At 66.5% G+C, this 25,801-nt stretch carries 27 protein-coding genes; 13 read left to right on the top strand and 14 right to left on the bottom strand.

Annotated elements, in window-relative coordinates; all coding sequences use genetic code 11:
* Positions 1-39 precede the first annotated feature (39 nt).
* Both folK and KUG38_RS07680 read right to left on the bottom strand, forming a co-directional pair.
* Positions 40-657 carry a 2-amino-4-hydroxy-6-hydroxymethyldihydropteridine diphosphokinase gene (folK, locus tag KUG38_RS07685; RefSeq protein WP_216920394.1) on the bottom strand — a complete coding sequence of 206 codons (618 nt, stop codon included), beginning with the start codon at positions 655-657 and terminating at the stop codon, positions 40-42.
* Between the two features lie 4 nt (positions 658-661).
* Positions 662-1,009 (bottom strand): DOPA 4,5-dioxygenase family protein, encoded by a 348-nt coding sequence (locus KUG38_RS07680; protein WP_216920391.1) that lies wholly within the window; start codon positions 1,007-1,009, stop codon positions 662-664.
* A gap of 106 nt (positions 1,010-1,115) precedes the next feature.
* Between KUG38_RS07680 and bchD the strand changes: the two genes are divergently transcribed.
* The gene (gene bchD, locus KUG38_RS07675; RefSeq protein ID WP_216920389.1) at positions 1,116-3,227 is read left to right on the top strand and encodes a magnesium chelatase ATPase subunit D; all 2,112 of its coding nucleotides are present in this window, start codon (positions 1,116-1,118) and stop codon (positions 3,225-3,227) included.
* Here the strand turns inward: bchD and KUG38_RS07670 are convergent.
* Positions 3,214-4,236: an MlaD family protein gene (locus KUG38_RS07670; protein ID WP_216920387.1), complete on the bottom strand. Its 1,023-nt coding sequence runs from the start codon at positions 4,234-4,236 to the stop codon at positions 3,214-3,216. The genes bchD and KUG38_RS07670 overlap by 14 nt on opposite strands.
* Before the next feature lie 4 nt (positions 4,237-4,240).
* On the bottom strand, positions 4,241-4,999 hold the full coding sequence (locus KUG38_RS07665) for an ABC transporter ATP-binding protein (RefSeq protein WP_216920384.1): 759 nt from the start codon (positions 4,997-4,999) through the stop codon (positions 4,241-4,243).
* A gap of 272 nt (positions 5,000-5,271) precedes the next feature.
* On the opposite strand from KUG38_RS07665, the gene KUG38_RS07660 reads away from it, so the two are divergent.
* From KUG38_RS07660 to KUG38_RS07650, 3 genes are all read left to right on the top strand, one after another.
* Positions 5,272-6,588: a gluconeogenesis factor YvcK family protein gene (locus KUG38_RS07660; RefSeq protein ID WP_094584469.1), complete on the top strand. Its 1,317-nt coding sequence runs from the start codon at positions 5,272-5,274 to the stop codon at positions 6,586-6,588.
* 416 nt (positions 6,589-7,004) lie between these two features.
* Positions 7,005-7,688 (top strand): FkbM family methyltransferase, encoded by a 684-nt coding sequence (locus KUG38_RS07655; protein ID WP_216920382.1) that lies wholly within the window; start codon positions 7,005-7,007, stop codon positions 7,686-7,688.
* Between the two features lie 494 nt (positions 7,689-8,182).
* Positions 8,183-9,046 (top strand): FkbM family methyltransferase, encoded by an 864-nt coding sequence (locus tag KUG38_RS07650; RefSeq protein ID WP_216920380.1) that lies wholly within the window; start codon positions 8,183-8,185, stop codon positions 9,044-9,046.
* Positions 9,047-9,328: 282 nt separating this feature from the next.
* On the opposite strand, the gene KUG38_RS07645 is transcribed toward KUG38_RS07650, so the two are convergent.
* The gene (locus KUG38_RS07645; protein ID WP_216920378.1) at positions 9,329-10,150 is read right to left on the bottom strand and encodes a glycosyltransferase; all 822 of its coding nucleotides are present in this window, start codon (positions 10,148-10,150) and stop codon (positions 9,329-9,331) included.
* Between the two features lie 190 nt (positions 10,151-10,340).
* Between KUG38_RS07645 and KUG38_RS07640 the strand changes: the two genes are divergently transcribed.
* Positions 10,341-11,477: a glycosyltransferase WbsX family protein gene (locus KUG38_RS07640; RefSeq protein WP_216920377.1), complete on the top strand. Its 1,137-nt coding sequence runs from the start codon at positions 10,341-10,343 to the stop codon at positions 11,475-11,477.
* Positions 11,478-11,495: 18 nt separating this feature from the next.
* Here the strand turns inward: KUG38_RS07640 and KUG38_RS07635 are convergent, their stop codons facing one another.
* Genes KUG38_RS07635 through ndhC form a run of 3 tightly spaced genes read right to left on the bottom strand, consistent with a single transcriptional unit; the run spans position 11,496 to position 13,225 of the window.
* On the bottom strand, positions 11,496-12,101 hold the full coding sequence (locus tag KUG38_RS07635) for an NAD(P)H-quinone oxidoreductase subunit J (RefSeq protein WP_216920375.1): 606 nt from the start codon (positions 12,099-12,101) through the stop codon (positions 11,496-11,498).
* Positions 12,094-12,849, bottom strand: coding sequence for an NADH-quinone oxidoreductase subunit NuoB (gene nuoB, locus KUG38_RS07630; protein ID WP_190611187.1), 756 nt, complete (start codon positions 12,847-12,849; stop codon positions 12,094-12,096). The genes KUG38_RS07635 and nuoB overlap by 8 nt, the downstream gene beginning before the upstream one ends.
* Positions 12,850-12,862: 13 nt before the next feature.
* Positions 12,863-13,225: a photosynthetic/respiratory NAD(P)H-quinone oxidoreductase subunit C gene (gene ndhC, locus KUG38_RS07625; protein WP_015109697.1), complete on the bottom strand. Its 363-nt coding sequence runs from the start codon at positions 13,223-13,225 to the stop codon at positions 12,863-12,865.
* Positions 13,226-13,368: 143 nt separating this feature from the next.
* Between ndhC and KUG38_RS07620 the strand changes: the two genes are divergently transcribed.
* The 7 genes from KUG38_RS07620 to KUG38_RS07590 all read left to right on the top strand — a co-directional run bounded on the left by KUG38_RS07620 (position 13,369) and on the right by KUG38_RS07590 (position 16,766).
* Positions 13,369-13,779 (top strand): rubredoxin, encoded by a 411-nt coding sequence (locus KUG38_RS07620; RefSeq protein WP_094584363.1) that lies wholly within the window; start codon positions 13,369-13,371, stop codon positions 13,777-13,779.
* Complete coding sequence (locus tag KUG38_RS07615; protein ID WP_216920373.1) at positions 13,779-14,819, top strand: photosynthesis system II assembly factor Ycf48; 1,041 nt, start codon at positions 13,779-13,781, stop codon at positions 14,817-14,819. The genes KUG38_RS07620 and KUG38_RS07615 overlap by 1 nt, the downstream gene beginning before the upstream one ends.
* Before the next feature lie 113 nt (positions 14,820-14,932).
* Positions 14,933-15,187 carry a cytochrome b559 subunit alpha gene (gene psbE / locus KUG38_RS07610; RefSeq protein ID WP_015109700.1) on the top strand — a complete coding sequence of 85 codons (255 nt, stop codon included), beginning with the start codon at positions 14,933-14,935 and terminating at the stop codon, positions 15,185-15,187.
* A complete protein-coding gene (gene psbF, locus KUG38_RS07605) occupies positions 15,184-15,321 on the top strand; it encodes a cytochrome b559 subunit beta (protein WP_015109701.1) in 138 nt (45 codons plus the stop codon). Before psbE ends, psbF begins: the two co-directional genes overlap by 4 nt.
* Positions 15,322-15,328: 7 nt before the next feature.
* Positions 15,329-15,448: a photosystem II reaction center protein PsbL gene (gene psbL, locus KUG38_RS07600; protein ID WP_015109702.1), complete on the top strand. Its 120-nt coding sequence runs from the start codon at positions 15,329-15,331 to the stop codon at positions 15,446-15,448.
* An 18-nt stretch (positions 15,449-15,466) separates the two neighbouring features.
* Positions 15,467-15,667: a photosystem II reaction center protein J gene (locus KUG38_RS07595; RefSeq protein ID WP_015109703.1), complete on the top strand. Its 201-nt coding sequence runs from the start codon at positions 15,467-15,469 to the stop codon at positions 15,665-15,667.
* Between the two features lie 172 nt (positions 15,668-15,839).
* Positions 15,840-16,766 (top strand): DUF6473 family protein, encoded by a 927-nt coding sequence (locus tag KUG38_RS07590; protein ID WP_216920371.1) that lies wholly within the window; start codon positions 15,840-15,842, stop codon positions 16,764-16,766.
* 17 nt (positions 16,767-16,783) lie between these two features.
* Here KUG38_RS07590 and KUG38_RS07585 read toward each other — a convergent pair whose 3' ends face one another.
* From KUG38_RS07585 to KUG38_RS07565, 5 genes are all read right to left on the bottom strand, one after another.
* Positions 16,784-17,725: a hypothetical protein gene (locus KUG38_RS07585; protein WP_216920369.1), complete on the bottom strand. Its 942-nt coding sequence runs from the start codon at positions 17,723-17,725 to the stop codon at positions 16,784-16,786.
* 70 nt (positions 17,726-17,795) lie between these two features.
* Complete coding sequence (hisS, locus tag KUG38_RS07580; RefSeq protein WP_216920368.1) at positions 17,796-19,097, bottom strand: histidine--tRNA ligase; 1,302 nt, start codon at positions 19,095-19,097, stop codon at positions 17,796-17,798.
* Between the two features lie 45 nt (positions 19,098-19,142).
* Complete coding sequence (locus KUG38_RS07575) at positions 19,143-20,171, bottom strand: NAD-dependent epimerase/dehydratase family protein (RefSeq protein WP_216920366.1); 1,029 nt, start codon at positions 20,169-20,171, stop codon at positions 19,143-19,145.
* The gene (locus KUG38_RS07570; protein ID WP_094584359.1) at positions 20,168-21,109 is read right to left on the bottom strand and encodes a UDP-glucuronic acid decarboxylase family protein; all 942 of its coding nucleotides are present in this window, start codon (positions 21,107-21,109) and stop codon (positions 20,168-20,170) included. The genes KUG38_RS07575 and KUG38_RS07570 overlap by 4 nt, the downstream gene beginning before the upstream one ends.
* Positions 21,110-22,522 (bottom strand): nucleotide sugar dehydrogenase, encoded by a 1,413-nt coding sequence (locus tag KUG38_RS07565; RefSeq protein WP_216920364.1) that lies wholly within the window; start codon positions 22,520-22,522, stop codon positions 21,110-21,112.
* Between the two features lie 141 nt (positions 22,523-22,663).
* On the opposite strand from KUG38_RS07565, the gene galE reads away from it, so the two are divergent.
* On the top strand, positions 22,664-23,806 hold the full coding sequence (galE, locus tag KUG38_RS07560) for a UDP-glucose 4-epimerase GalE (protein WP_216920362.1): 1,143 nt from the start codon (positions 22,664-22,666) through the stop codon (positions 23,804-23,806).
* Here galE and KUG38_RS07555 read toward each other — a convergent pair.
* Complete coding sequence (locus KUG38_RS07555; protein WP_094584356.1) at positions 23,781-25,745, bottom strand: hypothetical protein; 1,965 nt, start codon at positions 25,743-25,745, stop codon at positions 23,781-23,783. The genes galE and KUG38_RS07555 overlap by 26 nt on opposite strands.
* Positions 25,746-25,801 lie beyond the last annotated feature (56 nt).

Here is a 25,801-nt window from a genome sequence, read left to right as displayed (position 1 = left end):
GGGCCCCCAGTGTGACGGGCGGGGGCCGGTGGGCGCGGTTCAGGACCCTTCCGGCCAGCCCGGCTCCCCCGCCAGGGTCAGGGGCGGCGGCTCCAGGGCCGCCCTTGGCAGGGCCGCCAGGCCGGCGGAGGCCGTGCGGGGGGTACCGGCGGGCGCCAGGGGAAGGGGAAGGTCCGGATCGATCGCCGCCAGCGGGGCCAGCACGAAGGCCCGCTCCCCCAGGCGCGGGTGGGGCAGCACCAGTTCCGGGCCTGGGCAGGCCATGGCCCCGCACCAGAGCAGGTCGAGGTCGAGACGGCGGGGTCCCCAGCGCTCGCGGCGCTCCCGGCCGAACGCCGCCTCCAGCTGCAGAAGCCGCGCCAGCAGCCGGGTGGGATCAGGCCAGGGCGCCGCCGGCACCGGCGCCGCCGCGAGCCGCGCCAGCAGGACCGCGTTGAGGTAGGGCGGCTGTCCCGGCGCCCCCCCCACCGGCTGGGTGCGGAACCGGGGCGACCAGCTCAGCTGCAGGGGGGCCGCCGCCCAGGCCCGCAGCTCGACCTCCAGCCGCGGTCGCACGGCCATGAAGGTGGCGACGGGGTCACCGAGGTTGGCGCCGATGGCGATGGCCAGGCTGGACGCAGAGGGGCGAGGCGGTGCGGCCGCCGGGGTGGGAGGCATCGGCTCAGCCGCCGAAGACCGCCAGGTTGAGGAGAACGGGCTCCCCCAGCCAGGCGGCATGGTCGGTATGGTCGGCATGATCATGGCCGGTGATGCCATGCACCAGCACCGTGAGGCCGCCGCGGTGGGTCTCGAGCCAGGGGATCAGGGCCTCGAAGTCCGCCTGGCCGAAGCTGATCTGGCAGCTGCCGACCGGATGGGGTCCCACCGGCTCGAGGTGGAGACGGCCCACCGGCAAGCCGAAACGGGCTCCGGCGGCCCCACAGAGGGCGCCGGCCTGCGCCGCTTCGGCGGCGCCGAAATAGACGTGGGCGTGGTAGCGCTCGTGAACGTTGGAGGGACGGCGGGTCATCGGCGGCCGACCGGGGCCTGACACCCAGGCAGGGTATCGGGGTCAGCGGGCCGCCCCCGCCGCCACCCGGTCGGCGAGACTGGCCAACCCACCCAGCCACTGCCCCATGGTCGTCAGCGGGTCCCCTGCCGCGCCCGCCGGTGCCGCGCCCACCGGCAGCTTTCCGCTGGCCGCCATCACCGGCCACGGCACCCTGAAGCTGGCCCTGCTGCTGGCGGCGGTGGACCCTGGCCTGGGCGGCGTGGTGATCGCCGGTGGTCGCGGCACCGGCAAGTCGGTGCTGGCCCGGGGGCTCCATGCCCTGCTGCCGCCGATCGATGTCATCGATCTGGCCGATGGTCCGGGGCTGCGGCAGGCCGATCCCTCCCGGCCCGACGAGTGGGATGGGGCCACCCGGCGCCGCATCACCGAACTGGGCGGTGATGCCAGCGGCACCGATCCAGGCGCCCTGCTGCCCACCCGGGTGATTCCAGCCCCCTTCATCCAGGTGCCCCTGGGCGTCACCGAAGACCGGTTGATCGGTTCGGTGGACGTGGCCGCCTCCCTGACGGCCGGGGCGCCGGTGTTCCAGCCCGGGCTGCTGGCGGAGGCCCACCGGGGCGTGCTCTACGTCGACGAGCTCAACCTGCTGGATGACGGCATCACCAACCTGCTGCTGGCGGCGGTGGGCTCCGGCGAAAACCGCATCGAACGGGAGGGGCTGAGCCTGTCGCACCCCTGCCGCTGCCTGCTGATCGCCACCTACAACCCGGAAGAGGGGGCGGTGCGCGACCACCTGCTCGACCGCTTCGCCATCGCCCTGTCGGCCAACCAACTGCTCGACACCGACCAGCGGGTGGCGATCACCCGCTCGGCCCTCGACCACGGCGCCTCCAGCAGCGCCTTCGGCGCTCGCTTCCAGGAGGAGACCGAAGCCCTGGCCACCCAGCTGCTGCTGGCCCGCCAATGGCTGCCGGACGTGGTCATCGACCGCGAGCAGATCCGCTACCTGGTCACCGAAGCCATCCGCGGCGGCGTCGAGGGGCACCGGGCCGAGCTCTACGCCGTGCGGGTGGCCCGGGCCCATGCGGCCCTCTCCGGCCGGGACCGGGTGGACGCGGACGATCTGCAGGTGGCGGTGCGCCTGGTGATCGCCCCGCGGGCCCTGCAGCTGCCGCCCCCGGATCCCGACCAGCCCATGGAGCCGCCGCCGCCGCCACCGCCCCAGGGGGAGCAGCCCCCCGAGGAACCGGAGCCGCCGGAGCAGGAGCCCGAGAGTGAGGAGCCTGAGGATCAGGACGAGGACGACCAGGACGACAGCCCCCAGGACCAGGCCCCGCCCCAGATCCCGGAGGAATTCCTGCTCGATCCGGAGGCCACCGCCATCGACCCGGACCTGCTGGTGTTCGCCTCGGCGAAGGCCAAGAGCGGCGGCAGCGGCAGCCGGGCGGTGGTGTTCAGCGACAGCCGCGGCCGCTACGTGAAGCCGATGCTGCCCCGGGGTCCCGTGCGCCGCATCGCCATCGACGCCACCCTGCGGGCCGCCGCGCCCTACCAGAAGGCCCGCCGCGCCCGGGAGCCGCACCGCAAGGTGATCGTGGAGGAGGGGGACCTGCGGGCCAAGCAGCTGCAGCGCAAGGCCGGCGCCCTGGTGATCTTCCTGGTGGATGCCAGCGGCTCGATGGCCCTGAACCGCATGCAGAGCGCCAAGGGGGCCGTGATCCGCCTGCTCACCGAGGCCTACGAGAACCGGGATGAGGTGGCCCTGATCACCTTCCGCGGCGAGCAGGCCGAGGTGCTGCTGCCGCCCACCCGCTCGATCACCGCCGCCCGCCGGCGGCTGGAGTCGATGCCCTGCGGCGGTGGCTCACCCCTGGCCCACGGCCTCGCCCAGGCGGCCCGGGTGGGGGCGAACGCCCTGGCCACCGGCGATCTGGGCCAGGTGGTGGTGGTGGCCATCACCGACGGCCGCGGCAATGTGCCCCTGAGCCGTTCCCTCGGCCAGCCGGTGCTGGAGGGGGAGGAACCGGTGGACCTCAAGGAGGAGCTGCGGCAGGTGGCGAGCCGCTACCAGAGCCTCGGCCTGCGGCTGCTGGTGATCGACACCGAGCGGAAGTTCATTGGCAGCGGCATGGGCAAGGAGCTGGCCGAGGCGGCCGGCGGCCGCTACGTGCAGCTGCCCAAGGCGAGCGACCAGGCCATCGCCGCCATCGCCCTGGAAGCGATCAACGGTTTCTGACGGTGGGGGCGAGCCGGTCCTGGGCGGCCTCGCGGGCGGCCCTGGCCTCCTGCTGGCTTGCATCCTGGCGGGCCTTGCGGTCACGGGCCGCATCCACCTCGGCGGGGTAGAGCTCCTCGAAGAACCGGCCCAGACCGATCGAGACGCTGCGAATGCCGTCGAGGAACTTGGGATCACCCGTGAGCTTGCTCACGTCGCCGCCGACAGCCGACCAGCGGTCGGTCAACTGCTTGGCGTTGGTGAGGGTGGCCTGCAGGTCGGCCACGGTCTTGGGGTTGTCCAGTGCCGCCGCCAGGTTGCCGACGTGCTTGGTGGCGCGGGCCGCATCGGCGCTGGCGAGGTTGAGGTTGCTCAGGATCGGGTCCACCTTGCCCGCCGAGCGGTTCAGCTGGGTGACCAGCACCTGGGCGTCGCGCAGGAACACCTGGCCGCTCTTGGTGAGCAGCTCGGTCTCCCTGGCGGTCTTGGAGAAGGCGGCCGTGGCCGCCACCATCTGCTGAACGAGCTGTTCCTTTTCCGCCTGGTCGAGCAGGCCCTGGACGGTCTCGGTGACGGTGTCGAGGCTGGCCGCGGCGACACCGGTCACCTTGCCGCCGTTGCAGACCATGCGCGTGTTGTCGCAGCCCCGCTCCCGAGGGCCCGGCAGGCTGGCCGGCAGGGGGGGACCGCCGGCCAGCAGGGACACCTGGGCATCTCCTCCCAGCAGGGAGGCATTGCCGACCCGGGCCACCAGGGGCCGGGCCAGACGCAGGCGTGGGTCGGTGATCTCCAGGTCGGCCACCACGGCCGCGTCGGTGACGGTGACCCGGCGCACGCTGCCGACCAGCACCCCGCGGAAGGTCACCGGAGAACGGTCGGCCAGGCCGGCGGCGTCGGCGAAGCTGGCGCGGATCGTCCAGGTGTTCCCTCCTAGGGAGATCCCCCGCAGCCAGAACCACAGACCCAGCCCGCTGGCGATCGCCGCCAGCAGAGAGAATCCAACCAGGGCTTCACGGACACTCCGGCGCATGGGCTCAGTTCTCGGCCGGCTGCATCGGTCCGTGCAGACTACCGCTCCGAAACTGCACCACATAGGGATTGGTGCTCACGCGGAAGTCCTCGACCGAGCCGATCCAGCGGAAGCGGCCGTCGTAGAGGAGGGCCACCCGCTCGGCGCAGCGGTCGATCGTGCTCATCACGTGGCTGACCACCAGGGTGGAGGCGTGGACGATGCGGGAGGTGCGCACGATCAGGTCCTCGATGCGGGTGCAGGCCACCGGGTCCAGACCGGCCGTCGGTTCGTCGAAGAGCAGCAGGGGGGTGCGGGCCGAGGCCAGGGTGGGGTCGTCGATCAGGGCACGGGCGAAGCTCACCCGCTTCTGCATGCCGCCGCTGAGCTCGCCCGGCATGCGATCGGCGATGCCCGCCAGCCCCACGGCCTGCAGGGCCTGGTCCACCCGTTCGGCGATCTCCCGCTCCCCCAGGCCGCTGAAGCGGTAGAGCAGGAAGCCGACGTTCTCGCGCACCGAGAGCGAGGCCAGCAGGGCGGGGTTCTGGAACACCAGGCGCACGTCCGGAGGGTGGCGCTGGTCCAGGCGCAGGTAGGTCTGGGGTTCGCCGTGGATGCGCAGCAGCCCATCGGTGGGCAGTTGCAGCCCGGCCAGCAGCCGCAGCAGGGTGGATTTGCCCGAGCCCGAGGGGCCCACCACCACCAGCCGCTCGCCCGGGGTGAGGCTGAGGTCGACCCGATCGAGAACAAGGGTTTCGCCCCAGCGCATGCTGAGGTTCTCCATCTGGGCCACCGGTGGGATGGCCGGGGGAGCGTTCAGCGCGAGTTGACTGAGGGCCAAGGAACCACGGCGAGGGGGCCCCGGAGGCCCGGCTCCCATCCTGCCGGTTCAGGACGGGCTTTTCATCCGTACAGTTCGGGTGGTCTGTGCCGCGTCGCCACGCCCTGCCCTTGACGGTTCGAGGCTCCGCTGCGAACGCCCGTCGGCGCCGGGGCGGCTCCCGCCCGGGGCGCCCCCGCTGGGTGGGCCGCGGCGACCTGCGTCAGCAGGACCTGATGAGCCGCTCGCGGCGGGCGGCCCGCTGGCTGCAGCCGGGCCTGGTGGTGAAGCGCTGGATGATCACCTCGGGCCTGGGCCTGGTGATCGCCCTGCTGGGGGCGGCGGTATGGGCCGACCTGCAGCCGATCTACTGGACCCTCGAGACGATCCGCTGGGGCCTGAATCGCCTCACCCAGGTGATGCCCCGGGGGATCACCGGCCCGCTGGTGCTGCTGATCGGCGCCGCCATGGTCTGGCTCGGCCAGAGCCGCAGCTTCGGCGCCATCCAGCAGGCCCTGGCCCCGGAGAAGGACACCCTGCTGGTGGATGCCCTGCTGGCCCAGCGGCGCCTGAACCGGGGCCCCACGATCGTGGCCATCGGCGGCGGCACGGGGCTGGCCACCCTGCTGAGCGGCCTGAAGCGTTACAGCAGCAACCTCACCGCGATCGTCACGGTGGCCGATGACGGCGGCAGCAGCGGCGTGCTGCGGCGGGAGCTGGGGGTGCAGCCCCCCGGCGACATCCGCAACTGCCTGGCGGCCCTGGCACGGGAGGAACCCCTGCTCACCCGCCTGTTCCAATACCGCTTCAAGGCCGGCAGCGGCCTGGAGGGCCACAGCTTCGGCAACCTGTTCCTGAGTGCCCTGACGGCGATCACGGGCAGCCTGGAATCGGCGATCATCGCCAGCAGCCGGGTGCTGGCGGTGCAGGGCCAGGTGGTGCCGGCCACCAACGCCGATGTGCGCCTCTGGGCGGAGCTGGAGAACGGCGAGCGGATCGAGGGGGAATCCCAGATCGGCCATGCCCCCTGTCCGATCGTGCGCCTGGGCTGCACCCCGGAGCGGCCGCCGGCCCTGCCGCGGGCCCTGGAGGCGATCGCCAACGCTGAACTGATCGTGCTGGGGCCGGGGAGCCTGTACACCTCCCTGCTGCCCAACCTGCTGGTGCCGGAGCTGGTGAGTGCCATCAGCGCCAGCAAGGCGCCGCGGCTCTACATCTGCAACCTGATGACCCAGCCCGGCGAGACCGACGGCCTGGACGTCGGCGGGCACCTGCGGGCGATCGAAGCCCAGCTGGCGAGCCTGGGGGTGGAGCAGCGCCTGTTCACGGCCGTTCTGGCCCAGGAGGAACTGGACGACTCCAGCCTGCTGGACGTCTACCGTCTGCGGGGCGCCGAACCGGTGACCTGCGAAGCCTCCGTCCTCAGGGATCAGGGCTATGAGGTGATCCTGGCGCCCCTGCAGGGAGCCCGCCCCAGCGCCACCCTGCGCCATGAACCGCGCAGCGTGGCCAAGGAGGTGATCCGGTTCTACCGGAAGCACAAAAGGGATTGAGAGTTGAACGTCGATGAGTGCTGCAGCCGCTGATCTCTGGGTCCATGTCCCCAAAGGGTTGTCGACCAGCAGCGTGCTGGCCGAAAACGCACTGAGGATTGGGACGCAGGAGAATCGCAGGCCCATGACCTGCAGGGCAGCCACACAAAACGAGGATTCTGTGGGGAGTTCAGATTTCGGCCAACCCATGGCGCGCCTGCCAGCAAAATATGAATGGAGCTCCAGCAGCGATTCAACCCCTGAAGGCCAGATCGAACGCATTCGCCTCAGACATCAGGCATTGCGGGCAATAGACTACACAGCAATGTTACGGCGTCCTGACGTGACAAGGGAACGGCCCCTTCAACGCCCTTACAGGGCCTCAGAGCCGATAAAGTCAAGAGCAGCGCTGGTGAAGTTACTGAGAGAAGTCAATGATGATCAAAGCTCTTCGATCAATCCTGAGCTCACTTCGAAAAAAGCCATCAGGCCTAGACGACTTCCTAAAGGAAGTTTCAGGCATCATCCATATCGGTGCAAATACCGGGCAAGAGCGCAATCTCTACGCCAAGTACGACCTGAAAGTTGCCTGGGTTGAGCCGATCCCCGAAATCTTCAGACAACTTCAAAAGAATACAGAAGAGTTCACAAAGCAGAAAGCCATCAACGCCTTGGTCACAGATGTTGATGGCAAGGAGTATGAGTTTCATATTTCCAACAACAGCGGGGAGTCCTCCTCCATTCTCGAGCTACATCTTCATAGGGACATTTGGCCTGAAGTCAACTACTCAACCACGATTCGCCTGAAGAGCACAACCCTGCCATCCCTGCTCAAGGCGCATGAACTGAATGAAACAGATTACCAAGCACTGATCATGGACACCCAGGGATCAGAGCTGCTTGTCCTCAAGGGATCCATTCCAGTACTGAAAGCCATTCTATTCATCAAGACAGAAGTCCCAGATTTTGAGGCCTACGCTGGCTGCTGCCAACTAAAGGACATGAACTCCTTCATGTCGCAGCATGGATACAAAGAATACCGTCGCTCACGGTTCGCGCGACGCGCACAAGGAGGAAACTACTACAACATTGTTTACAAGGCACGCAGGTTTACCCGCTGACACGATCGCAGCAGACAAACGTCCAGGGACAAACAAGTACGATCGGGTCAACTTCACTGCAGGCCAAAAGACGCCTATGGCGAGATTGGCCATGCAGGATGAGGGCCCGCCAGCCAACCAGATCCTGCGTCGGCCAAGCCAGAAGGTACAAGCTGACACTGCCGATGCTCAAGGACATTATCCACCCGGGTTTCCATGGGCAACACTTATGGACAGCGGGAGCGAGAAGTTCAGGGATCTACCTGTTAGGATCTTCTCAATTTGACTGAGGTCTTGAGGTGCCAGTCGCCAAGCTTATTTCAGGGGGCATGTCCTAAACAATGCCTTCATCGTGGACTAAAGAAGAGCAAGAGCTCGCGAAGAGGATCAGAGACATCCTGATCATGAAGCCCAGGCGATGCCCATACCCCCTGATCAGAATCGGAGGTAATGAAGATGGTGCCTATCTGATTCCTGATGATCTTCAAGGAATCAGAGCCTGCTTCTCTCCAGGAGTGAACAATACAAAGAGCTTCGAAGATGAATTGGCAATCACTTACGGGATTGCCTGCCATCTCTGCGATTACACCAGCGACCTGGAAGCTCTGGAGACGCCGCTCATTGAGGTCATGCAGACATTCAGAAAGAAATGGCTGGACATAGACCACGGCAAGGACAGCATCACCCTTGACGAATGGGTTGAAGAAGAATGTCCAGACCCCGAAGGCGATCTGCTCCTTCAAATGGACATTGAAGGCGCAGAGTACAGGAATCTTCTTGCCTGCAAGCAAAGCACACTGAACCGATTCAGGATCATTGCGATTGAGCTGCATAGACTTGATTCAGCCAATGATCCAGAAGAGTTTGAGAACGAGCTTGGCCCATTGCTCAGAAGGCTCGACAACAGTCACATCTGCGTCCATGCCCATCCCAACAACTGCTGCGGTGAAGTCACCATTGAAGGCTCAGGTCTTGTCATCCCGCGAGTCATCGAACTCACCTTTCTCAGGCGCGATCGATTGAACCTGGGGCCGCCAGGCGCCTCCTACCACCCACTACTGCCGCAGCCCTTGGACCTCGACAGAAACGTCAAAGAGTTACCGCCTCTGCTGTTGGAGGGAGATTGGGTTGACGATAAGAGCTTTGAAGCTGAAACTCCCGCTGGAATCAGCACCTGGAAGAAAGTTGCTTTGCTTTCTCAAAAGCTGGATCACGCCCTTCGACAGCTCAATGAGGCCAACAAGCTATTCGAATACAAGCAAGAGTCCGCAAAGCGCAGGATTGAATACCTGGAGAGACGCCTCGGCGAACTTGAGCGTCCCATCAAGATCTATCTTGGCATCAAAAGGATACTCAAGCCTAGAAGAAGTCGTGAATAAGGAAATTGGACCGGCCCAGTCTCCTTCTGCAGGTTAGGTGCACCGCAGGCCGGCCCTTCGGGCTTGCCGGATCAACAACCGATCACTTTGGGGCGGCTGTGTCCAATCGCCTCCCTTTTCAGCACCTGCCCGAGCCCATGGCTTCTGCGAAGCTGAACGGAGCAAATGGAAGGGCATGGACCGATTCAACCCAAGCGGCAAGCCACGCTTGAACCCATCCACCACGTACCGCCACAGCAGGATCTCCAGGCTTCCTTAGAAGCACTGACGTTCCCGCTCGCGTTAGCTCCTGGAAGCAGATTCACGCGTGGATTCCGAAAAGAAGGCAGCAATTTTGCAGTATGCAAGTGTAAGCAAGGCAAGGATCATGGGGCGCTTCCGCTTCCAATAGCCCCACGTCAAGGCCAAGGCGCCATAAAAGCCGTCTGCTTTCATGGAGGATGAAGTCCCCCCTCCCAAAAAGACAGAGATCGTCAATGGGATGTAGCCGTACCCCCCACCCGTCCAGGCTCGTATGTTGTAGTCCCAATCGGCGGTCACCTGGAAATCCGGGTTATAGAGCGGTCGCCCACCGCGTGCATGGCGGCCTCGGTAGAAGATGGCTTGATGACAGATATTGCGCCTCAGCAGCTTCGCCAGATTGAATTCACCATCGTAGATAGCCCCAGCTTTTGCCCAACCTGCATCACCGTCAATCAAGACATTCCCATAGTATGCCCGTCTCCAAAAGCAAAGCCTGGAGGCATGGATATGCTGCCTGACGATCCTCAGCACAGATGGATCGGCCAGCCGATCATCATGGCCAAGGAACAAGACCCAAGCCCCCGTAGATTGAGCCAAAGCCATATTCATGGCTGGATAGATACCACCGGCCTCGAGATCCTGCAAGTAACGAACACGGGCAGACTCTCCGACAAGCCGTTTGACATCGTCGCTGCGGGCCGAGAGTGAATCAAGGATAATGATTTCCCAGTCTGAGAAGCTCTGCCCATAGACACTCTCCAAGCACGTCGCGAAGCGATCAAGATGGGGATTAAATGTAGGGATAATAATGCTGAAGAAAGGTGCACGCATCATGTCCATGGACGAAGGAACCAGCGCCACAGACAGCCTCAGCCGGGGAACTCAATCGTACACGGTGAGGAATAGTCTGTGCCAATGAATGCCACGCCATCGGCATGGCCTTGCCCACGGGATCAGATCTTTACCATCGGCCTAATCACGATTTCAGGTAAGAGTCCATTCACAAGCCTGCGGGCATCAGAACTGCATGGGATCAACCAACTAACGGCCTATGGGAGTTTCCAAGACTAGGATCCGTCCATCGGACTCGCGTGCAGCAGTGCCCTTACCCAAGGCCATCGCCTTCTATCTTCCCCAGTACCACCCGATTCCTGAAAACGATGCCTGGTGGGGGAAAGGCTTCACAGAATGGCGCAACGTAGCCAAGGCACGTTCCCTGTTCCGCCATCACTACCAACCCCATCTGCCGGCGGATCTTGGCTTCTACGACCTTCGCCTGCCGGAAGCGCGCCAGGCCCAGGCGGAACTGGCCCAGGCGTTCGGAATCCATGGCTTCTGCTACTACCACTACTGGTTCAATGGCCGGCGCGTGCTGCAGCGGCCCTTTGAAGACGTGCTGGCTTCAGGGGAGCCTGACTTTCCCTTCTGCCTCTGCTGGGCCAATGAAAACTGGACCCGGCGCTGGGACGGGTCCGATGATGAGATTCTGCTTGCGCAGATCTACAGCGAACAGGACGATCGCGACCACCTGATGTCCTTGTTGACGGCCTTCAGGGATCCCCGCTACATCAGGATCGAAGGTAAACCGCTGTTTCTGGTCTACCGCACCAGCGCCCTGCCCCAGCCGGCCAGGACGGCCGAAATCTGGCGTTCGATCGCCCATGACCAAGGCCTTGGAGACCTCTATCTCGTTTCCGTTGAATCGAAGGAGGAGGAGATCAACAACCCCCACAGCTTCGGCTTTGATGCCGCCGTGGAGTTTCAGCCCTGCTGGCCGATGCTGGGCACCCTTCCCTCCCAGGCTCCCAGCCTTCGTGAAACGATCAAGGGGATCATCAAGAATGAGTCTCCAGGCAAGAAGATCCACCGGGTCATCGACTACGGGAAGGTCTGCCAAGCCGCCCTTGCCAGGCCAGCTCCCCCCTATCCCCGCTTTCCCTGTGTCACCCCTTCATGGGACAACACGGCTCGCCGCCGCTGGGGGGGCATCATCCTCCAGGATGCAACGCCGGAGCGCTACGGCCAGTGGCTCAGGCAGACGGTGGAACGCCTCCCTGACTACGCTCTTCCTGAGCCGGTCGTGTTCATCAACGCCTGGAACGAGTGGGCCGAAGGCAACCACCTGGAACCCGATCAGCGCTGGGGAACCCGCTACCTCAAAGAAACGCTCGCTGCGCTCAGCGGCTGAGGCGTTGCACCAAGACGTTCAATAGGCATCCTGCATCTCATAGAAATCAGGCTGCACATAGTCCTTGCGGAGCGGATAGCCCTTCCAGTCCTCGGGCATCAGCAGCCGCTTGGGATGGGGATGGCCCTCATAGGAGATGCCGTACATGTCGAAGGTCTCACGCTCCTGCCAGTCCGCACCGCGGAACAGGCCATAGAGGGTGGGGATCGAGAGGGCACCGTCCCGGGGCAGGAACACCTTGAGACGCACTTCCTCCGGACGCGCATCGGCCGGCAGGGGGCCGGTGGCTTCGGCCATGGCCGCAAACTGGTCGACCATGGAGGCCAACTTGACCAGGTGGTAGAAGCTCACCAGCCGGCCCCCCGGCCCCTCGTCGTAGCCACCCTGGCACTGGAGGTAGTCGTAGCCGGCCGCCTTCAGGGCGGTGGCCACCAACGGCAGGGCCGCGGGCTCTACCCCGAGCAGTTCGACACCTGAGTGGTCCGGGCCCAGGGCGACGGCATCGAAACCCTGGCCGCTCAGCCAGGTGGCCACAGGGCCAGGGGCGGCGGCCTGGAGGGCACCGGCATCCGCGGATTCCTTGGCGTCCGAGGCGCCGGGGGTGACGGGGGACTCCTCAGGCATCAGTGGTGGTAGCGGTGGTGGCAGGGACGGTGGCGGTGTCAGCGGCGGCGCCCATCGGCAGACCGGCGGCGGCGGCCAGGGCGGCCTGCTGGGTTTCGGCCCGCAGGTAGGCCCCGGTGACGATCGGCTCGATCCGCTTCATCTGGTGGGGGATCGTGCAGTAGCGGTGCGTGGGTCGCAGGTTGCCACGTTCGGCCAGGGCTTCGTTGCCGACCTTCTTGCGCAGCTTGATCACCGCATCAAAGATCGCCTCCGGACGGGGCGGGCAGCCGGGAAGGTAGAGGTCGACGGGGATCAGCTTGTCGACCCCGCGCACCGCCGTGGTGGAGTCGGCGGAGAACATGCCACCGGTGATGGTGCAGGCCCCCATGGCGATCACGTACTTGGGCTCGGGCATCTGCTCGTAGAGCCGCACCAGCGCCGGCCCCATCTTCATCGTCACGGTGCCCGCCACGATCAGCAGGTCGGCCTGACGGGGGCTGGAGCGGGGCACCAGACCGAAGCGGTCGAAGTCGAAGCGGGAGCCGATCAGGGCCGCGAACTCGATGAAGCAGCAGGCCGTGCCGTAGAGCAGCGGCCAGAGGCTGCTGAGCCGGGCCCAGTTGTGGAGGTCGTCGAGGCTGGTGAGAATGATGTTCTCGGACAGGTCGGCGGTGACGCCGGGGGCGCCCACGGGGCCGCAGCTGGCCTCACGCAGGTCGCGCAGGGCATCGACGGAGAGGGAGCCGGCAGGAGGTGTGAGGGTCATGGTGGGGAGGTGCTCAGCTCCACTCGAGGGCGCCCTTGCGCCAGGCGTACGCCAGGGCCAGCACCAGGATGGAGATGAAGATCAGAGCCTCGATGAAGGCCAGCAACCCGAGACGGTGGAAGGCCACCGCCCAGGGATAGAGGAACACGGTCTCGACATCGAAGATGACGAAGACCAGGGCGAACATGTAGTAGCGGATATTGAACTGGATCCAGGCCCCGCCGATCGGTTCCATGCCCGATTCGTAGGTGAGCTGACGCTCCCCCTGGCGGCTCTTGGGCGCCAGCAGCTTGTTGGCCACCAGCGCCAGCACCGGAACCGCCGCCGAGATCAGCAGGAAGCCCAGAAAGGCGTCGTAGCCGGAGAGCACAAACATCGGCAGACCCAACCTGGCGCGCATTCTGCCACCTGCTTCCGGGGGCGGGGGTCGCCGCGACGACCGGCGCGGCCGGATGGCCGGAGCAGCCGCGAGCCCCGGGGTCGCCGTCGATAGAGTTCCCATGTATGGCCAGGCACGGGATGAGCACGGAACCGCCGACGGAGACACCCACCGAAGAGGTCCCCACCGGGCCCGCCGGGGCCGTCAGCGAGGCGGCCGAAACCGTCGCCGAGGATCCCTCCAGCCACCGGTTCGAGTGCCGCAGCTGCGGCTTCGTCTATGACCCGGCCGAGGGGGTGAAGAAGCTGGGGATCCCCTCCGGCACCTCCTTTCTCGACCTCGACCCGGTCGGTTTCCGCTGCCCGGTCTGCCGCAGCCGGGTGGGGGCCTTCAAGGACATCGGCCCGCGCAACAAGCCCAGCGGCTTCGAGGAGAACCTCAACTTCGGCCTGGGGGTGAACCGCCTCACCCCCGGTCAGAAGAACGTCCTGATCTTCGGGGGGTTCGCCCTCGCCTTCGCTTTCTTCCTCTCCCTCTATTCCCTGCGTTGATGCCTGCGCCCCTTCCCGCCCTGCCGGCCTTGCTCCGCCCGCTGCGGCCCCTGCTCAGCCTGGCGATCGCGCTCGTGCTCGCCCTCGGCCTCACGGGCTGCGTCACCACCGGATTGCCCACCGCCGTCGCCAGCCCCTGGCAGGCGGTCCCCCTGGACACCCGCTCCAATCCCCTCGACGTGGCCTTCAGCAGCGCCGACCACGGGTTCCTGGTGGGCAGCAACCGGCTGATCATGGAAACCGACGACGCTGGCGCCAGCTGGCAGGAGCGGGCCCTCGACCTGCCGGAGGAGGAGAACTTCCGGCTGATCAGCATCGACTTCAGCGGCCCTGAGGGCTGGATCGTGGGCCAGCCCGGCCTGCTGCTGCACAGCGACGATGCCGGCAGCAGCTGGAGCCGGCTGCTGCTCGACACCAAGCTGCCCGGCGAGCCCTACCTGGTGACGGCCCTGGGGCCGAAGACCGCCGAACTGGCCACCAACGTCGGTGCCGTCTACCGCACCACCGATGCCGGCTCCAGCTGGCAGGCCCTGGTGGGGGATGCCGCCGGCGCCATCCGCGACCTGCGCCGCAGCGCCGAGGGGGACTACGTCAGCGTCAGCAGCCTGGGGAACTTCTTCGCCACCTGGGAACCGGGCCTGCCCGCCTGGCAGGTGCACCAGCGGGTCAGCAGCCAGCGGCTGCAGTCGATGGGCTTCCAGCCCGACGGCCACCTCTGGATGGTGGCCCGGGGCGCCCAGCTGCGCTTCGACGGCGACCCGAGCACCGCCGAGAGCACCGAGAGCGGCGACTGGAGCAAGCCCGTGATCCCGATCACCAACGGCTATGGCTACCTCGACATGGCCTGGGACCCCCGGGGCGCCGTGTGGACCGGCGGCGGCAACGGCACCCTGCTGGTGAGCAACGATGCGGGCGCCAGCTGGCAGCGGGATCCGGTGGGCACTGAGCAGCCCACCAACTTCTCCCGGATCGTCTTCGCCCCCGATGGCAAGGGCTTCGTCCTGGGGGAGCGGGGCGTGCTGCTGCGCTGGGTGGGCTGAGGGCTGAGGGCGGAGTGCGGTGGGCAACTGCATCCCTCTGTAACCAACCCCCCGCCCGGCTGGCGGAGCCCCCCGATCGACCCCTAGGATCTCCTGGCTGAACGCTTGTTGCTATGGCTGCCGGCTCCACAGGGGAACGCCCGTTCTTCGAGATCATCACAAGCATCCGCTACTGGGTCATCCATGCGGTGACCCTGCCGGCCATCTTCCTGGCGGGCTTTCTGTTCGTGTCGACCGGCCTGGCCTACGACGCCTTCGGCACGCCCCGTCCGGATGCCTACTTCCAGGCCCAGGAAACCAAGGCTCCCGTTGTGAGTCAGCGTTACGAGGGCAAGAGCAGCCTTGATCTGCGCCTCCAGGAACCATGACCCAGTCCACCGCCCCCACCACGCCGCGCAACTATCCGATCTTCACGGTGCGCTGGCTTTCCGTCCACGCCCTCGGCATTCCCACGGTCTTCTTCCTGGGTGCCCTGGCGGCCATGCAGTTCGTCCGTCGCTGAGACATCCATGCAGCGCAATCCCAACCCCAACAACCTGCCGGTCGAACTGAACCGCACCAGCCTCTACCTGGGCCTGCTGTTCGTGTTCGTCATCGGCATCCTCTTCTCCAGCTACTTCTTCAACTGATCGGGAGGCACCCCATCCATGAGCGGCAAGAAATCCTCACTTCCTGACGGCCGGATCCCCGACCGCCTTCCCGACGGCCGCCCGGCCGTGGCTTGGAAGAGCCGGTGGACCGAAGGGGTCCTGCCGCTCTGGATGGTCGCCACCGCCGGTGGCATGGCCGTGATCTTTGTGGTCGGTCTGTTCTTCTACGGCTCCTACGTGGGTGTCGGTTCGGCCTGAATCAGCCAGCTCCGTCGTCCCACATGGCAAAGACGCCTTCAGCGGATCCCAACGGATCCGCTTTTTTTTGGCAACACGCCACAGCGACCATCGAACCTGGGAACCGGTTCACCGTGCGGTACCTGGCTCCCTACCTAAACTTCATCCAGAACCCGCGGCGTTCCGTGATGGCATGAGCAAGTTATACCAAGACCGAGATAGGGAATTCATCGATTATCAGCTCTATGAGCTGGATGGGCTCACCCTACGAGGCCCCCAGTCCAGCAGCCCCAACGGCATCGCCTACCTGGGGGCTGCCCAGACGTTCGGCACCTACTGCGAAGACCCTTTCCCCACCATCATCGGCAGAACACTGGGGATCGGCACCATGAACCTCGGCAGAGGCGGAGCAGGACCTGACTTCTTTCTCACCTCCCGGGATTCAGAGACGCTGCTGGGCATCGCCAACCGGGCACGATTGGTCGTTGTCCAGGTCATGTCGGGGAGAAGCATCAACAATTCAGCCTTCTTCTCAGGTCTCGGCATCTCCAGAGGCCATCGGCTTCCCGATGGCTTGCCGATGAGATCTGAGCAGGTCTGGCTCGATCTTTTCTTTGGGACGGATAAACGCGGCAATGACCCGGAGTTCCTACGGAAGCTCATCGAAGAGAACTCCAGGGCGTATGTCGAGAAAATGGTTCAACTCCTGAACAAGATCTCAGTCCCAAAGATCCTCTTCTGGTTTTCCGAGCGAGCTCCGGATGACTATCGGTTTCCAAGCCAGCAGCGGCTGGAAGAGCTGAAATTTTCTCGCACGATGCGGGGCCGGTTCTCTGCCAAGGTCCTCTACAAGCTAGGGATGTGGGACCGCAGCCCAAAGCCGTCGCTGCTCGGCCAGTTTCCCCATCTCGTCACGGAACAAATGCTCGAGATGATTCGACCCTTCGCCGATGCCTTCGTGGAGTGCAGCACCCCTGCAGGCATGCCACAGCCATTACGGAACTCCCAAGGCGTCACGGTCAACTACAACCGATACTATCCGTCGCCTGAAATGCATCGACAGGCGGCAGAAAAGCTGCTTCCCATCTGCAAGGCGATGCTGGAGTCGAGCTCAGGTTGATGGTGGCATCGCCATCATTACCATGGAACGAAGCGGTCGCCAAACAGTTCGATGATCTGTTGGTGGTTTTCCACGAATTCGGAGATATCCTCGGAATGAACCTTTTGAAAGTCAGCACCTTCAGCAACGACTCTGCGAAGATCGGACTCGGGGACGTCGAGCCGAATCAACCGACAGATGCGCGCCAGGGTCTCATGGTTACTCTCTAAGAAGTCCTCATAGCAAATGGGATAGACCTCCAGTCCCGCCCCCAGGAGCTGCTGCATCAATTCTCGTTTTCGCGCAATAAAGGCTTCGCAGCTGGCAACGATCGCCTGGAAACGCTCAGGGTCAACATGGATCTTGCCAATCTCGCTTTTCTGAAGTTCGCCTCTCGCCAGCTTGAACTGCAGGTGACCAGGCTGGCCCGTTCCATCACCGTGATACTTGGAGAGCCCCCATCGAAAAACATCCTGTCGAACAGCCAGGAAGACAACGGTGTCATTCCTCTTGAGAATATTGATCATCAACCTCCTGTGGTTCCCGACGTTGATTCTCTCGGAAAGGTCTTGAATCGCTCTGCTGAGCCGCGGCTGGACCTTACGCAAGACACGATGCAGTCGTGGCAGGCGATCGGGATACCACGGCAGTGTCAAGACCCTGAATCGCATCTTGAGGCCCGTCACTCCCTGGTGGCTGATCCCGATCAGCCGGCCCTTGGCCGTTCGGCCATAGCGTGTCTGGATGGCATCAGGATTGACAGGTCGCGGGCCCAGCAGGCCATGCAGACAGAAGCTCAGATCGGCATTGGCCATCCGTCCACAGCAGTGGACGTCAAAGGGTTCTGCGCTCGTGCGTCCATCGCCTCTGTCCATCCTCAGGATGGTGATCCCGGGGAGCTTGTCGAGCAGCGACATCAAGGCCGTGGTGCCCTCTTTCTCATCAAAGAAGATCACGAAATTGGCCGGTCCCTTACGCATTGATGGCCTTGGCTCGCTGAGCCATTCCTACGGCGGTCTCAGCCTGTCATGGCAGCCGATGGCCAGCGGTTCACCCCTGGCGCCGCAGCTCCTCCGGCGGCAGGGCCAGAAACGCCTCCCGGCTCAGAATTCGATCCCCTGACCCAGCCTCGGTGGTCAGGGGCATCAGCCGCACCTGGCCGGCCCTGGCTTCCTCATCGCCCAGCAGCAGGGCCCAGCGGGCGCCGCTCCTGCGGGCGCGCTTGAGCTGCTTGTCGAAACCGGCGCCGCTGAGATCCAGCTGCACCGCCAGCGGAGCCCCGGAGCGCTGGCGGCAGCACCGGGCGAGCTCCAGGGCGCAGGCCTCTCCCAGGTTGCCCCGGTTCACCACGTAGACGTCGGGTTGGGCGGCCGTCACTGGAGCCTGGGTGCCCGCCTCCATGGCCTGGCTGAGCAGCAGCACCAGCCTCTCCATGCCCAGGGCCCAGCCGATGGCCGGCGTGGGGGGGCCGCCCAGCTGTTCCACCAGGCCGTCGTAGCGTCCGCCGCCGCACACCGTCGCCTGCGCCCCGAGCTGGCTGCTGGTGATCTCAAAGGCGGTGTGGCCGTAGTAATCAAGCCCCCGCACCAGCCGTGGGTTGAGCTCGAACGGGATGGCGAGGGCCTCCAAGCCCTGCCGCACCCGCAGAAAGCGTTCATGGCTCTCGCCGCTGAGGGCATCGGCCAGGGTGGGGGCTCCAGCCAGCAGCGCCTGGGTGTCGGGGTTCTTGGAATCGAGCACCCGCAGGGGGTTGGTGCTGATCCGCTGCTGCGAATCGGGATCCAGACGCTCCCGATGGGCCTCCAGCCAGGCCACCAGTTCGGCCCGATAGCGCTGCCGGTCCTCCGGACTGCCGAGGGAATTGAGCTCGAGGGAGAGGCCGCCCACCCCCAGATCCATCAGCAGATCCCAGGCGATGGCGATGGCCTCGACGTCGCTGCGGGGATCGCCGTGGCCCAGAAACTCCAGGCCGATCTGGTGGAACTGCCGCTGCCGGCCGGCCTGGGGCCTCTCGTAGCGGAACATCGGCCCGCCGTACCAGAGCCGCTGGGGTCCCTGGGCCACCAGGCCATGCTGGATCGCGGCTCTCACCACCGAGGCGGTGCCCTCGGGCCGCAGGGTGCAGCTGCGGGCGCCGCGGTCCTCGAAGCTGTACATCTCCTTGCCCACCACGTCGGTGGCCTCGCCGATGCCCCGGGCGAACAGCTCGGTCACCTCGAGCAGGGGCGTGCGGATCTCCTCGACGGCGGCCCGACGGAAGTGCTCCCTGGCCGTGGCTTCGATCCGCTGCCAGAAGGGGGTCTGACCGGGCAGCAGGTCGACCATGCCCCGCAGACTCTGGAGCGGTTTCAAGACGGTGTGGATCGACAGCGACCCATTGTGCCCGAAGGGGTTGGCTCAGACGCCGTGGAAGGCGCGGTACCAGGCGGCGAACTGCCCGATCCCGGTTTCGATCGCCGTGGAGGGACGGAACCCCACCCAGGACTCCAGGGCGGTGGTGTCGGCGGCGGTGGCCGGCACGTCCCCGGGCTGCATGGGCTGCAGATCCCGGATCGCCGGACGGCCGAGAGCCTGCTCGAGCAGGTCGATGAACCGCAGCAGGGGCACGGGCCGGGCATTGCCGATGTTGAAGACCCGGTGGGGGGCGGCGGCCGTGGCGGGGTCGGGGTGCAGCGGATCGAAGGCCGGATCCGCCGTAGCGGGCTTGTCGAGGCAGCGGATCACCCCTTCGACGATGTCGTCGATGTAGGTGAAATCCCGCTCCATGCGGCCGTGGTTGAACACCCGGATCGGATCGCCGGCCAGGATCGCGCGGGCGAACAGCATCGGAGCCATGTCGGGCCGGCCCCAGGGGCCATAGACGGTGAAGAAGCGCAGGCCGGTGGCCGGCAGACCGTAGAGATGGCTGTAGGTGTGGGCCATCAGTTCATTGGCCTTCTTGGTGGCCGCATACAGGCTCACCGGATGGTTCACCGGGTCCTGCTCGCGGAAGGGCATGTGGCGGTTGCCCCCGTAGATCGAGCTGCTGGAGGCATACACCAGATGCTCGACACCCGCGTGGCGACAGCCTTCGAGCACGGTGCCGAACCCCACCAGATTGCTCTGGATGTAGAGCGCCGGGTTATCGATCGAGTGCCGCACCCCGGCCTGGGCGGCCAGATGCAGCACCCGGGCGGGGCGCTCGGCGGCGAACAGGGCCGCCACCGCTTCGGCGTCCACCAGATCGAGGGGATGGAAGGCATAGGCCCCGGCCGGAGCCAGGGCCTCCAGCCGTTCCAGCCGGGCCCGCTTCAGGGCCGGGTCGTAGTAAACGTTGAGATTGTCGAGCCCCACCACCCGCTCGCCCCGGGCCAGCAACCGCTCGGCCGCCGCCGCTCCGATGAAGCCGGCGACCCCGGTGACGAGGATCGGCCCTTTCGCCGTCAACGGCCCGCCCGCACCCGTTCCCGGAAGTAGGCGATGGTGGGCTCCAGCCCCTCGTCCAGGCTCACCTTCGGCTCCCAGCCGAGCAGTTCGCGGGCGAGGTCGATCACGGGCTGGCGCTGCAGGGGATCGTCCTGGGGGAGGGGCTGGGTGGTCAGCTCCAGAGAGGGCTGAATCCGCTCCCGGACCTTCTCGGCCAGCTGGCGGATGGTGAACTCACCGGGGTTGCCGATGTTGATCGGGCCGGTGTGTTCGCCGTTCATCAGCCGGATCATGCCCTCGATCAGGTCATCCACGTAGCAGAAGGAGCGGGTCTGGCTGCCGTCGCCATAGAGGGTGAGAGGCAGACCCTGCAGGGCCTGGACAATGAAGTTGCTCACCACCCGGCCGTCGTCGGGGAGCATGCGGGGCCCGTAGGTGTTGAAGATCCGCATCACACGGATCTCGGTGCCGTGCATGCGCTGGTAATCGAAGCAGAGCGTCTCGGCGATCCGCTTGCCTTCGTCGTAGCAGGAGCGGATGCCGATGGTGTTGACGCAGCCCCGGTAGCTCTCAGGCTGGGGATGGACTTCGGGATCGCCGTAGACCTCGCTGGTGCTGGCCAGCAGCAGCCTGGCGCCGACCCGACGCGCCAGGCCGAGCATGTTGTAGGTGCCGAGGAAGCTGGTCTTGGCCGTCTTGATCGGGTTCGACTGGTAATGCACGGGCGACGCCGGGCAGGCGAGATGCCAGATGCGGTCGATCTCCAGGCGGATCGGCTCGGTGACGTCGTGGCGGATCAGCTCGAACTGGGGGTGACCCAACCAGTGGCGGATGTTGTCCTTGCGCCCGGTGTAGAAGTTGTCGAGGCAGATCACCTCCTCGCCAGCCTCCATCAGCCGGTCGACCAGATGGGAACCGAGGAAGCCGGCCCCGCCCGTGATCAGATTGCGCCGCGTCACTCAGCCCTCACCCACCCGCCAGACGTTAAGACCCGCCGCCCGGGCGGCCGCGGCATCGGCGATGGCCCTGGCGTCGAACAGCCAGGCCGGGCGACGCATCTGGGCCGCGATCGCCCCCCAGTCGAGCCGGGCGTAGTCGCGCCATTCGGTGAGGATCACCACGGCATCGGCGCCGGCGGCGGCCTCCAGGGGCGATCCCGCCGTCTGCCAGCCGCCGTCGGCCGGCGAGGGGGGCTGGCCGAGGTCCTCGGCGATCTGGGCGGCTGACACCTTGGGATCCACGATCACCAGGCGAGCCCCCTCCTCGATCAGGTCCTGGCAGATGCGGATGGCCGGCGCCTCCCGGGTGTCGTTGGTGTCCGCCTTGAAGGCGAAGCCCAGCACCGCCAGCCGCTTGCCGGTGACGGTGCCGAACAGGCGCTGGACCACCAGCCGGGCGATGCGGTCCTGCTGCCAGGTGTTGAGGGTCACCACCTGCTCCCAGTAGCCCGCCACCTCCTCCAGCCCGTAGTGGCGACAGAGGTACACCAGGTTGAGGATGTCCTTCTGGAAGCAGCTGCCGCCGAAGCCCGGTCCGGCCTGAAGGAACCTGGCGCCGATCCTGGAATCGGTGCCGATGGCACGGCCCACCTCGCGCACGTCGGCCCCGGTGGCTTCGCAGAGGGCGGCAATGCTGTTGATCGAGGAGATCCTCTGGGCCAGATAGGCGTTGGCGGTGAGCTTGGAAAGCTCGCTGCTCCAGAGATTGGTGCGCAGGATCCGCTCCTGGGGCACCCAGGTGCCGTAGATCCCGGCCAGGGATTCAATCGCTGCGGGGTCTTCGCCGCCGATCAGCACCCGGTCGGGGGCCTCAAGGTCGGCGACCGCCGTGCCCTCGGCCAGGAATTCGGGATTGGAGAGGACGGCGAAGGTCTTGGCTTGCCTGCGATCGCCCTCCGGGCGGTTCTGCTGGGCGGCCCCAAGGATCGCCTTCACCGTCTCGGCGGTGCGCACCGGCAGGGTGCTCTTCTCCACCACGATCGTGTGGCCCCGGGCGGCGGCGGCCACCTGGCGGGCCGAGGCCTCGATCCAGCGCAGGTCACTGGCCTGGCCGGCCCCCACGCCCTTGGTCTTGGTGGGGGTGTTCACCGAGAGAAACACCATGTCGGCGGCGGCAATGGCCGCATCCACCTCGGTGGTGAAGTGGAGGTTGCGCCCCCTGGCCCTGCCCACCACGGCATCGAGGCCGGGTTCGTACACCGGCAGCCGGCCCAGATCCGGATCATTCCAGGCGGCGATCCGCTCGGCATTGAGGTCGACCACCGTGACCTGAATGCCGGGGCAACGATCGGCGATCACGGCCATCGTCGGTCCCCCCACATAACCCGCTCCGATGCAACAGATGGTGCGAATCGGCGGATGGGCCGGGTCCATGGGGGATGGCAGTGCTGCGGGGACATTACCGCCATTGCCTGGCTTTGGCCGTGGCCGGGCGATGGCGGGGAGCGGCTCCGGAACGGTGACGATGGTTAAGCACAGGTAAGTTGAGATCGAGAGCCTGACGGGGGTCGGTCCTTGACCACGGTGCTGCTCACGGGAGGGGCCGGATTCATCGGCAGTCACACCTGTCTGGTGCTGCTGGAGGCCGGCCACCGGGTGGTGGTGATCGACGACTTCAGCAACGGCAGTCCCGAAGCCCTGCGCCGCGTCAGCGAGCTGGCCGGGCTGGGTAGCTGGCGGCAGCTGGCGCCGGAGCGATGGGCCGCGGGAGATGGGCTGCCGGCCCGGCTCACCCTGCTGCAAGGGGATGTGCGCTCCCCCCGGGATCTCGACCGGGCCTTCGAAGACCGGGAAGCGATGGGCGACGGCGGCATCGGCGCCGTGCTCCACTTCGCCGGCCTCAAGGCGGTGGGGGAGTCGATGGGGCAGCCCCTCCGCTACTGGGACGTGAATGTCGTCGGTGCGGTCCGGCTGCTGGAAGCCATGGGCCGCCACGGCTGCCAGACGCTCGTCTTCAGCAGCAGCGCCACCCTCTATGGGATCACCGACCGGGTGCCGATCCCGGAGACGGCGCCGCTCCAGCCGATCAATCCCTACGGCTACACCAAGGGCGCGGTCGAAAGGATGCTGGCCGATGTGGCCGCCAGCACCCCGGGCTGGCGCATCGCCCTGCTGCGTTACTTCAATCCGGTGGGCGCCCACCCCAGCGGACGCATCGGCGAGGACCCCAACGGCCGCCCCAACAATCTGTTTCCGTTCCTCTGCCAGGTGGCGGCAGGGCGCCGCCAGCGGCTGGAGGTGTTCGGCGGCGACTGGCCCACCCCCGACGGCACGGGCGTCCGCGACTACCTGCACGTGATGGATCTGGCGGAGGGCCACGGCCGGGCCCTCGAGGTGCTCCAGGCGGAGCCTCCCCAGCTGCTCACCCTCAATCTCGGCAGCGGCCGCGGCCATTCGGTGCTCGATCTGGTGCGCAGCTTCGAGGCCACCAACGGCCTCACCCTCCCCTACGCGGTGGTGGATCGCCGGCCGGGGGATTCCGCCATCAGCGTTGCCGATCACCGCGAGGCGGAGCGGCGCATGGGCTGGCGGACCAAGCGCTCCCTGGCGGACATCTGCCGCGATGGCTGGGCCTGGCAGAGCGCCAATCCCGAGGGCTACCGCGGCAGCGATCGGCAGCCCGGGCGGTCCCTCATCCAGGTGCAGCCTGTGTCCTGAGGTACACCCTGATCCCGTGCTCGTGCCGCACCAGCTGGAATCCCACCCGGGCGAGCTGGGCCGTGGACAGACGGTTGAGGGAGAGATCGCCATAGCGACTCAGCAGATCCGGCTGCCAGTGGGTGCTGGCCCGGGCGATCCGGCTCTCGTAGGGCACGTAGGCATCGCGGAGCACCACCACATCCACCCGGCGCTCGTCGAGCCAGGCCCGCAGGGTGACGGGTGAGCCCAAGGCGCTCTGCAGCCCCGGGTACTGGCCCGTTTCCACCGTGGGCGCCGCCAGCTTGGTGATGTCCCTGGCGGCCAGCGGAGCCAGGCACTGGCGGGTGCCCAGCACCGCGCCGACGTAGGGATCGCTGAGCAGGGTCCGGCCCTGCAGCCGCGGCTCCCGCCCGCACAACTCCCGCAGGGGCCCGAGGATCGGTTCGATGGTGGCGCCATCTGCCGGCCGCACCTCCTCCAGGGGGGTGAGCAGGTGGGGCACCTTGGAGGCGAACACATTGGGTCGCCCCTGCAGCCCGATCGGAACCGTCAGCACGGCGATCAGGGCGGCCAGCATCGCGATCAGGAGGCTTCGCCGCAGGGACCATCCCCTGGAGCCGTCCGGCTGCACGCCGGGATCGAGCGCCTGGGCCATCGCCGGGATGCTGATCCAGAACAGGCTCGTCCACACCAGCCGGTAGGCGCTGTCCGGTTCGATCAGCTTGAAGACCAGATCGCTGACGAAGGGGGCCCACCACTCCAGCAGCACCAGCGGTGCCAGCAGCGCCAGGGCCAGCACCCCGCCGGGGGGGCGGCACCGGCCCCTCCAGGCCACGGCACAGGCCAGCGACAGCCCGAGCGCCGCCAGAAAGGCCGGCTCCCAGGTCGCCACCGGCAGGCTGGGCCAGAAATAGAAGAAGCGGTGGCCCAGAACCCGGTAGTCGTGGACGAAGCGCATGGTCTCCGGCCAGTCGTAGAAGGATTCGAGCCTGGGGTGCCAGGGCAGGCGGTGGAGGGCCATGAGCAGCAGTCCGGCGCCGGCGACGCTGGCCAGCAGCCGCCGCCGTGAGGGCCAGACCACCAGGCAGGCGGCCGTGGTGACGGCCAGCAGGTTGACCGTGAGGAAGGCGGTCACCCCATGGGCGTGATAGGCGAGATAGGCGGACCCCAGCAGCAGCGCCGTCGCCGCGGCCAGGGGGCGGGCACCGGGCCAGCGTGGCCGCTGCAGCAGCCCCAGCAGCGGCGTGGCGGCAGCCAGCACCAGGGCCAGCCCGGGCAGGGTGCCGTTCAGGGCGATCTGGTGGAAGAAGCTGAAGTTCTGGTGCCCCATGCCCAGCAGGAACAGCAGGGCCGTGAGCCAGCAGAGGGCCACCCGGCCGCTGAGTCGCAGGCTGAGCTGGCAGCTGGCGACGAGCACCAGGAAGGTGTTCAGCCCCGCCAGCAGGCTGGCCCGCCAGGGGGCGAGGGCGTCGGGGAAGCCGAACAGGAAGCTGGCCGCGGTGAAGAACCAGTTGGCCGGCGAGCGGTAGTGCAACGGGTCGAGGCGCACCGTGTCGAGCAGATCGCTGCCGAAGTAGGTCGTGTAGTAGACGAAGCCATCGGAGGGAAACTCAAAGACCACCCCGCGCCTCGCCAGGGCGAGCGCACACACCAGGGCGGGAGCCAGCACCGCCAGCAACGGCCGCCCCAGGGCAGGGTCCGCCAGCCGCTGGCGCCAGCGGAGCGGACGGATGCCCAGGGCCGCCGCCACCACGAGCAGGTCAAGCACGACCAGCACGCCATAGGACTGGCGCAGCGTGGGCCCCGCCGGCAGCAGCGACAGCCAGCCGATGGCGGCCCAGGGGCCCACGCCCAGCAGCAGCATCTGCCAGCTGGGCCGGCGCCAGCGCCATCCCCACAACAGCGGTGCCGCGACGGCCAGCAGCAGCGGAAGGAAGGGTTGGGTCAGCGCAGCCATTCGGCGCAGGGGAAGCCGCTGCCCCGAAACCCTAGGGGACCTGCCGGGACTGACCG

Origin of the sequence: Synechococcus sp. CCAP 1479/9, from assembly GCF_019038535.1 — a bacterium.
Lineage (GTDB): Bacteria > Cyanobacteriota > Cyanobacteriia > PCC-6307 > Cyanobiaceae > Cyanobium.
This window is presented reverse-complemented; position numbering and strand designations above follow the sequence as displayed.

Bases quoted from the DNA above. Each gene is read 5' to 3' on its own strand.
- folK (WP_216920394.1), bottom strand. From the start codon at position 657: ATGCCTCCCACCCCGGCGGCCGCACCGCCTCGCCCCTCTGCGTCCAGC.
- KUG38_RS07680 (WP_216920391.1), bottom strand. From the start codon at position 1,009: ATGACCCGCCGTCCCTCCAACGTTCACGAGCGCTACCACGCCCACGTC.
- bchD (WP_216920389.1), top strand. From the start codon at position 1,116: ATGGTCGTCAGCGGGTCCCCTGCCGCGCCCGCCGGTGCCGCGCCCACC.
- KUG38_RS07670 (WP_216920387.1), bottom strand. From the start codon at position 4,236: ATGCGCCGGAGTGTCCGTGAAGCCCTGGTTGGATTCTCTCTGCTGGCG.
- KUG38_RS07665 (WP_216920384.1), bottom strand. From the start codon at position 4,999: ATGGAGAACCTCAGCATGCGCTGGGGCGAAACCCTTGTTCTCGATCGG.
- KUG38_RS07660 (WP_094584469.1), top strand. From the start codon at position 5,272: ATGAGCCGCTCGCGGCGGGCGGCCCGCTGGCTGCAGCCGGGCCTGGTG.
- KUG38_RS07655 (WP_216920382.1), top strand. From the start codon at position 7,005: ATGATCAAAGCTCTTCGATCAATCCTGAGCTCACTTCGAAAAAAGCCA.
- KUG38_RS07640 (WP_216920377.1), top strand. From the start codon at position 10,341: ATGGGAGTTTCCAAGACTAGGATCCGTCCATCGGACTCGCGTGCAGCA.
- KUG38_RS07635 (WP_216920375.1), bottom strand. From the start codon at position 12,101: ATGCCTGAGGAGTCCCCCGTCACCCCCGGCGCCTCGGACGCCAAGGAA.
- nuoB (WP_190611187.1), bottom strand. From the start codon at position 12,849: ATGACCCTCACACCTCCTGCCGGCTCCCTCTCCGTCGATGCCCTGCGC.
- ndhC (WP_015109697.1), bottom strand. From the start codon at position 13,225: ATGTTTGTGCTCTCCGGCTACGACGCCTTTCTGGGCTTCCTGCTGATC.
- KUG38_RS07620 (WP_094584363.1), top strand. From the start codon at position 13,369: ATGAGCACGGAACCGCCGACGGAGACACCCACCGAAGAGGTCCCCACC.
- KUG38_RS07615 (WP_216920373.1), top strand. From the start codon at position 13,779: ATGCCTGCGCCCCTTCCCGCCCTGCCGGCCTTGCTCCGCCCGCTGCGG.
- psbE (WP_015109700.1), top strand. From the start codon at position 14,933: ATGGCTGCCGGCTCCACAGGGGAACGCCCGTTCTTCGAGATCATCACA.
- psbF (WP_015109701.1), top strand. From the start codon at position 15,184: ATGACCCAGTCCACCGCCCCCACCACGCCGCGCAACTATCCGATCTTC.
- psbL (WP_015109702.1), top strand. From the start codon at position 15,329: ATGCAGCGCAATCCCAACCCCAACAACCTGCCGGTCGAACTGAACCGC.
- KUG38_RS07595 (WP_015109703.1), top strand. From the start codon at position 15,467: ATGAGCGGCAAGAAATCCTCACTTCCTGACGGCCGGATCCCCGACCGC.
- KUG38_RS07590 (WP_216920371.1), top strand. From the start codon at position 15,840: ATGAGCAAGTTATACCAAGACCGAGATAGGGAATTCATCGATTATCAG.
- KUG38_RS07585 (WP_216920369.1), bottom strand. From the start codon at position 17,725: ATGCGTAAGGGACCGGCCAATTTCGTGATCTTCTTTGATGAGAAAGAG.
- KUG38_RS07565 (WP_216920364.1), bottom strand. From the start codon at position 22,522: ATGGACCCGGCCCATCCGCCGATTCGCACCATCTGTTGCATCGGAGCG.
- KUG38_RS07555 (WP_094584356.1), bottom strand. From the start codon at position 25,745: ATGGCTGCGCTGACCCAACCCTTCCTTCCGCTGCTGCTGGCCGTCGCG.